The sequence below is a fragment of the Tabrizicola sp. genome, from assembly GCF_036781545.1.
Taxonomy (GTDB): Bacteria; Pseudomonadota; Alphaproteobacteria; order Rhodobacterales; family Rhodobacteraceae; genus Tabrizicola.
Window position 1 is genome coordinate 23,557 of sequence record NZ_DAIQAT010000027.1, and the last position, 7,031, is coordinate 30,587.

The following is a 7,031-nucleotide window of genomic DNA, read 5'->3' on the forward strand; positions in this document are numbered from 1 at the left end:
CCATGGCAGATGCGGACGGAGAACTGACAGTCGCCCAGCGGCTTGGCCGCGCACTTGACCGGGGACTCCTGCCCGCCGGCGGACCTGCGGAGGCTGCGGAACGTCTGATCGAACGACTGGAGCGACCGGCGCGGGTCGCACTCCTGGGCCTGCCGGGCTCGGGCAAGTCCTCGATCCTCAACCTGCTGGTTGGCGCCGTGGTCGTGCCCGAAACGCTGCGCCTTCCGACGATCATCGTCCAGCACGGCAACGTGTCGCGGATGGTCTGTACCCTGACCGATGGCACGACGCGGATCCTGCCGGGACATGACCTGGCCGCTGTCCTGCCACTGGCCCCGGCCCTCGTCACGCTGGAGATGGACCTGCGTGCCCTGCGGGTGATCAGCCTGCTGGAGGTCTCCGCCGGCCCGATGGAGGCCGAACAGAAACGCGCGGCCACCTGGGCCAGCAAGCGCGCCGATATCGTGATCTGGTGCACCACCTCGTATCTGCCGAAGGAGCAGGCGGTGTGGGAAAGCCTGCCGGACGCGGTGAAGGACAACAGTTTCATGTTTCTCACCAAGGTCGATCTTCTTGGCAGCCGCGAGGCCGCTCTGGCGATGCATGACCGCGTGGAATTGCGCGCGGGTGAGGAGTTCCGCCAGATCCTCTCGATCTCGGCCAAGCAGGCGCGGGCCGCCATGCCGGTAGGCGGCCAGGTCAACCGGGACCTGTTCCGCGACAGCGGGGCCTCCGCGGTGATCGCGGCGATCAAGACCCGCGTCCAGTCCGGTCGCCGGGCCGACATGGACACCGCCGAACTGCTGCTGGCCCGGCATGTCGAAGCCAGCGAATTCGTCGCACGCCGCTTCGCCGAACCCGAGGAGGAGCCGGCTGCTGCCGCCTGGACACCGCCGCCGGAACCGCAGCCTCCGGTCGTTGCCCCGACAGACGCGCCTGCCGAAGCGGAAGAGACAACTCAGGACGCCGCTGAGGCCGACGTTTCGACGCAGCCGGAAGCGGAACCCGTGATCGAGCCTGAGGTGGCGGAAGTGCCGGCGCCCGATCCCGATCCCGAGCCAGAGCCTGCACCGCCGGACGCCGTAGAGCCGGAAGCGGAACCCGAGCCCGAGCCCGAGCCGGGACCGACGACCCGGCGCAGGTTTGCCGACCGGATCAAGCGGGTGGCCACCGAAGGTGATGCCGCCGCCTCACCGATGGTTCCGCTGAAATCGACCTGGAAGTCGAAGACCGATACCGACCCCGTTCCCGAGCCCGAACCGCCACCCGCGCAGCCCTCCGAGCCGACGCGACGTCCTCGCGCCGCGCCAGCCTCGGAAGCGGACCTTGAACCCGCGCCGGTCGCAGAGCCGGAACCACCGGTTGAGGCCCCCAGTGAAGCTGTCGAGCCCATAGTGCCCGAACCACGGGAACGGCGGCACCGCGCCGTCACCCCGCGTCCGGAACCGGCAGCCGAACCGCCGCGGACCGTCCGGGCGCCATTGTTCGGCGGGCGTCGCGGCGCAGGCAGCGCGGGCGCGCCGCTGCCCGACCTGTCGTCACTCCGCGCGACGCCGGAAGAGATAGCCGCCTCGGCCGAAGCCGCAGCGCAGGACGAAGCCGTAGAGCATTCCACGGCGGAAGCCGACGACGATTGGCAGGCGACAGAGGCCGGGGCGGACCCCGAAACCGCGCCTGATCCGGAACCGGAGCCTGCCCCTCCGGGCGACCGGCCCCGGGTCTCCGACCGCCCACCGCACGCCAGGCCGGCAGAGCCCTCGGCCCTGCTTGCGCCACGCGCCACGCCGCTTTCACGCATGGCGGCGCCACCGCGCGCGCCCGTTGCGGCGCCCGAACCGGTTGCCGCGCGGCCGGCACCGGACGAATCGCAGTTTTCGCCCCGCGCCATCATGATGCGCGAGCGGCGGACCGAGCCGGAACCCACGGCACCGCGGCGCGAACGTCCCCGCATTGCCGCGCGGGCCGTCGCGGCCCCCGCGGCTCTGTCGACCTCGGCGCAGGTCCCCGGTGGCGACCAAGCCCTGCTGGACGAAGCGATCGGCTTGATCACGGCACGCTCGACCCAGCTGGAGCAGGAAATCGACCCCCAGGGCAAGGTGCCGGTCGACCTGATTCTCGACCACAGCCGGGATACGACCGAACAGGTGATGGCGATGGTGTCGCGCGGGCAGTCCGACGCTTTGCGCAAGATCGGCGGCGACCTGGGCGAGGTGATGGACCTTATCATGTTGATGCAGCTGGAAAAAGGCCACGCACCGGCCGATGATGCGCTGACCCTTCTTCTACAACTTAAACGCGAATTGGAAACATTACGCGGCACCTGACTTCATTGTGAGCGTAGAATCGTCAAGAATGTGCCCAATTGGGACCACTTTCCAAACTTATGACATGATTGCGGGGACTTGTGTCTGCTCGGGTACGAACTAGATCCATCAAGCCCGCAAGTATGAGGTGATCATGGGACTGGGTGCCGTAGCAGAAACCGCGGAAGAGCCTGACGGCCCGGCCGTCCGGCCGCCCGAAGTCGCGCTGAAACGCAACTTCCCGGGCCTGACGCGGATTGCCGATGCGATCACGCAGTTCGAGGACGTGCTGCGCGATTTCGTCACCATGGCCGATCCGGACACGGCGAAGAAAGTCACCCGGATCATGAGCCAGGTGCGCGAGGTCGAACCCTCGGTCACGGTCATCGGCCAGATCAAGGCGGGCAAGACCTCGCTTCTGAACGCGATGATCGGCGCGCCGGGGCTGTTGCCCACCGACGTGAACCCCTGGACCTCGGTCGTCACCTCGCTGCACATCAACACGCCCTCGCCCGAGCTGAACGTGAAGGCGAAGTTCAAGTTCTTCGACAACGCCGAATGGGAAAAGCTGGTGTCGAACGGCGGCCGGATCGGCCAGCTGGCGGCCCGCGCCGGGGCGGATGACGAGCTTGAGAAGCTGCGCCTGCAAGTCGTGCAGATGCGCGAGAAGGCGCAGGCGCGTCTGGGCCGCAAGTTCGAGATGCTTCTGGGCACCGAGCACCGCTATGGCACGGTCGATGACGCGCTCTTGCGCCGCTATGTCTGCGTCGGCGACGAGGAGGTGGGCGGGGCCGAGCAGGGCCGCTTCACCGACATCACCAAGTCCGCCGATCTTTACATCGACCGCGAGGATTTCCCGATCATCCTGTGCGTGCGCGACACGCCCGGCGTGAACGACACGTTCATGATGCGCGAGCAGATCACGATCAACGCGGTCCGCGACAGCAGGTCCTGTATCGTCGTCCTCTCGGCGCACCAGGCGCTGACCACGATGGACATGGCGCTGATCCGCCTGATCGCGCACCGCCAGTCGCGCGAGATCATCATCTTCGTCAACCGGATCGACGAACTGCCCGATCCCGCCAACCAGGTGCCGGAAATCCACCGCGCCATCCTGGAGACGCTGGAAAAGAACAACGCGCCGCCGGACATCGACATCATCTACGGCTCGGCCCATTGGGCGAATTCGGTGCTGGAAGGCAAGATCGACGAGATGACCGACGACTCGACCGAGTCGGCGATCAACTGGACCCGCGCCGCCTTCGCCGACAAGATGGAAAGCTGGTCGGCCGAACAGCTGGTCTGGCACGCCTCCGGGGTGCCTGCGCTTCTGGATGCGCTGGGGCAGCGGATGTACGAAGGCCCGGTGCGCGAGGCCTTGCAGAAATCCTCGCGCCAGGCGCTGAACCTGGCGCAAAGCCTGGACGTGGTCGACCAGGTCCGCATCCTGGAATCGGACGGCCAGCTGAACCGCACCATGACGCCGCAGCAGCTGGACGCCGAGTTGCGCAAGATCGAACTGGGCGCGGTCGAGAAGCTGACCCATCTGACCAACAACGTCTGCAAGGACTTCACCCACCGCATCGACCAGAGCTACGAACGCTTCCTGGACCGTGCGACCAACAGCCTGATCGAACATCTGCAGGCCAATGGCGAGGATGCGACCTGGCACTACAGCCCCTTGGGGCTGCGGATGCTGCTCAGCTCCAGCTACCAGGTCGTGCTGAAGAAGATGCATGGCATCGCCGCCGAGGTGAACAACGAGACCGCGGTCAGGATCGCCGATCTCTATGGCCAGACCTTCTCGATCACGGTCGAGGGCTTCAAGATCGAGACGCCGGTCGTCTCCTACATCCCGCCGCCGATCAACCTGGGCCAGACCATCGCGCTTGACCTCCAGGTCAGCTGGTGGAAGGGCTGGTGGCAGCGCCGCCGCGGCTACAAGGCCTTTGCGCAGGACTTCAACAAGCTGATCCGGGCCGAGACCGACCCGATCATCAACGACCTGAAGACCATCCAGATCGGCCTTTTCCGCGAACGCACGCAAGCCACCCTGCGGGACTTCCTGCAGGAACAGCGCGAGCTGCTGATGAGCGCTCTGGCGTCTTCCGAGATTTCGATGGAAGAGATGAAGGAGCTTTTCGGCGTGAACGCCTGGGAAGACCGGCAGGAATGCCTCGCGTCCATCATGGACGAACTTGCCATCTACGCCGACTAGGTTCGACAAGAAAGGACCTGAGGAATGCCGCTGACCCGCAAGCCCCGTATCGCCATCATGGGCGAATTCAGCTCAGGCAAGAGCACGCTCTGCAACGTGCTGATGGGGGCGAAGCCGCTGCTGGAGAAGGTGACCGCAACCCAGCTGCCGCCGGTCTGGCTGTCCTACGGCCCGGACGACGCCTATACGATGGGCCTCGACGGCCACGCCTACGATCTCGACCTCGCCGAGCTTGAGCAGGTCAGCCTGGAGACGACGGAGCATATCCGCATCTTCATGAAGAGCGACATCCTGCGCTACTGCGACCTGATCGACATGCCCGGAATCTCCGACCCGTCGATGTCGTCCGAAGTGTGGGAGCGGATGGCCCATCTGGCCGATGCCGTGCTGTGGTGCACCCATGCGACCCAGGCCTGGCGGCAATCGGAATCCGGGGTCTGGTCGACCTTCCCGCAGGAGATGCGGCAGAACAGCCTGCTTCTGGTGACGCGCTTCGACAAGATCCTGGGCGAGAAGGACCGCGCCAAGGTCGTGAAGCGTGTGAAGCAGGAAACCGAAGGGCTCTTCGCCGAAGTCTATCCCGTCTCGCTGTTGCAGGCGATGCGGGCGGGCAACGATGAGACCAAATGGATCGACAGCGGCGCCGACGACTTTGCCAAGGCGCTTTTCGACATCGTCCACCGCATCATCGACGAGGGCCACCCCGAGCCTGGCGATGCCGGGAAACCGGCGATCACGCCCGATCCCGCTGATGAGACCGAAGTCGGGCAAAGCCTGATCGCCCAGGCCTTCGAGCGGCTGACCATCATCCGCAACACCCCGGTCATCAAGGTCCTGCCGCGCCGGGTCGAGGCGAAGACCGAACGCCTTCTGCGGACCGAGCGGCCGACCGCCGAGACCGGGCCGACCCTGGTGACATTCTCCGACAACATCGTCGGCACCACCGATGCCTTCCCGGCGGGCCGGATGAAGATTTCCTGAAGCCTGAAAGGGCCTTGTCTTGGGTGTGACCGAAAATCTGGGCGCCGTCGTCAAGGCCTTTCCGCAGGCCCGCCTCGTGGCATTCGCCGACCTGTCCTCGCGCATGATCCTGTCCAGCGCCGGTACGCTCAGCACCACGCAGGAACACCTCGACCGGCTGTGCGACCAGGCCCGGGCCAGCTTCGACGATCCGCTCTTCGCGCTCTCGGTCGAGGCCTTCGGCGAGCCGCATTCCGCCGTGGTGATGGGGCCGGATGCACTGCGTGTCTTCATGCGGTCCGACACCGAGCCTGCCGATGCTTTGTGCTGCATCTGCGATCCCGGCATTGACCTTGGCGCGTTTGTCGCCAAAATCCGCGACACGCTGGAAAGCATCACCCAAGGGGGGTGACGGGGGCCAGGCGAAGCGTTGAACAGGGCAACACTTCCGATCCTATCTCGCCTGCGCAGCCTGCAGGCGACGTCCAGCTTCGCCCCTGGCGGGGCGCGGGTGATTGCCGCTGCCGATGATCGCAATCCCCTGGCCCAGCTTCTCCGCGCCGTCAACGAGACCATGCTCGGCCGGTCGCTGCAGTTCGATTCCGCCAGCGGACCCAGCCTGACGCTGGATGTCTCCGGACGCCGCGTGCTGCGCATGACCTCGGCCATCGGACTTCCGGGTGCCGAAAGCTGCCTGGGGATCGAGACGCTGGAGGACGAGCACAAGGACGATCTGATCAAGCTTCTGCAAGCCATCGCCGCGCCCCGGCACGAATTGCGCGTCACTTCCGGTCCGATCGGGCGGGGTGGCGAACAGGTCAGCGTCGGGCTGCCGGTGGCGCTTCTGGCCGACCTTCTGCTGATCGATCTGAACGAAAGCGAGCCAGGCCATCTGGCACCCGAGACGGATGAGCCGGCCCCGGTCGAGCCGGAGGGGGCGCCGAGCGCTCCATCGTCCTTCCAGCCCGCCAGCGAAGATGACAGCGGTCTCGCCGACTTTGCCGCCGCGTTCGGCCCGGACCTCGTCGCCTGGCTCATCGTCGACGGCGAGGATGCAGGCAAGTCCAATGGCCCGGAGGAGATGATCTCGCATCTCCGGACCTTCCTCGAAGACGAGCGCGAGGCGGTGGACCGTCAGCTCGATGCGCTGTCCCCCACACCCGGCGCGCCGATCTGTGTGTTGCTCGGGGCCACTCTGATCGATGGGCACAGCATCCTTTGTGCCAGGCTGAGCGCCGCCCCGATCCTCGGCGTGGTCGAGGGTGACGGGACCAGCGCCGCGCTTGCTGCCTGGCGCGGGCTCGCGCTCTAGCCACGGGCGCAGCGAGACCTCGAACTGTGGCCGAACCGCGGTCATTCGCTAAAAGGCCGTCGGTTAAGCCCCTGTAAACGCAGCGCCTGTTATGCCTGATCCCGGGTAGAAGACTTAGGTGATGTGGGATGGCTGCGCAAGGCAATGCGGCGCCGGTCATCATCAAACGGAAGAAAGTGGTTGGTGGCGGGGGCCACCACGGCGGGGCCTGGAAAGTGGCCTATGCCGACTTCGTGAC

6 protein-coding genes are annotated in these 7,031 nt (G+C 66.2%); all 6 read left to right on the forward strand.

What is annotated here, in order from left to right:
- Positions 1–2: 2 nt before the first annotated feature.
- Positions 3–2,324 carry a hypothetical protein gene (locus V7Q39_RS07045; RefSeq protein WP_333815848.1) on the forward strand — a complete coding sequence of 774 codons (2,322 nt, stop codon included), beginning with the start codon at positions 3–5 and terminating at the stop codon, positions 2,322–2,324.
- A gap of 133 nt (positions 2,325–2,457) precedes the next feature.
- Positions 2,458–4,521 (forward strand): dynamin family protein, encoded by a 2,064-nt coding sequence (locus V7Q39_RS07050; protein WP_333815849.1) that lies wholly within the window; start codon positions 2,458–2,460, stop codon positions 4,519–4,521.
- Between the two features lie 24 nt (positions 4,522–4,545).
- Positions 4,546–5,502, forward strand: a complete 957-nt coding sequence (locus V7Q39_RS07055; protein WP_333815850.1) for a dynamin family protein — start codon at positions 4,546–4,548, stop codon at positions 5,500–5,502.
- A gap of 25 nt (positions 5,503–5,527) precedes the next feature.
- A complete protein-coding gene (locus tag V7Q39_RS07060) occupies positions 5,528–5,893 on the forward strand; it encodes a hypothetical protein (RefSeq protein WP_333815851.1) in 366 nt (121 codons plus the stop codon).
- Positions 5,894–5,911: 18 nt separating this feature from the next.
- Positions 5,912–6,793, forward strand: a complete 882-nt coding sequence (locus tag V7Q39_RS07065; protein WP_333815852.1) for a hypothetical protein — start codon at positions 5,912–5,914, stop codon at positions 6,791–6,793.
- A gap of 128 nt (positions 6,794–6,921) precedes the next feature.
- Positions 6,922–7,031, forward strand: a 110-nt coding sequence (locus tag V7Q39_RS07070; RefSeq protein WP_333815855.1) for a flagellar motor protein MotB, incomplete at its 3' end; no start/stop codon positions are given.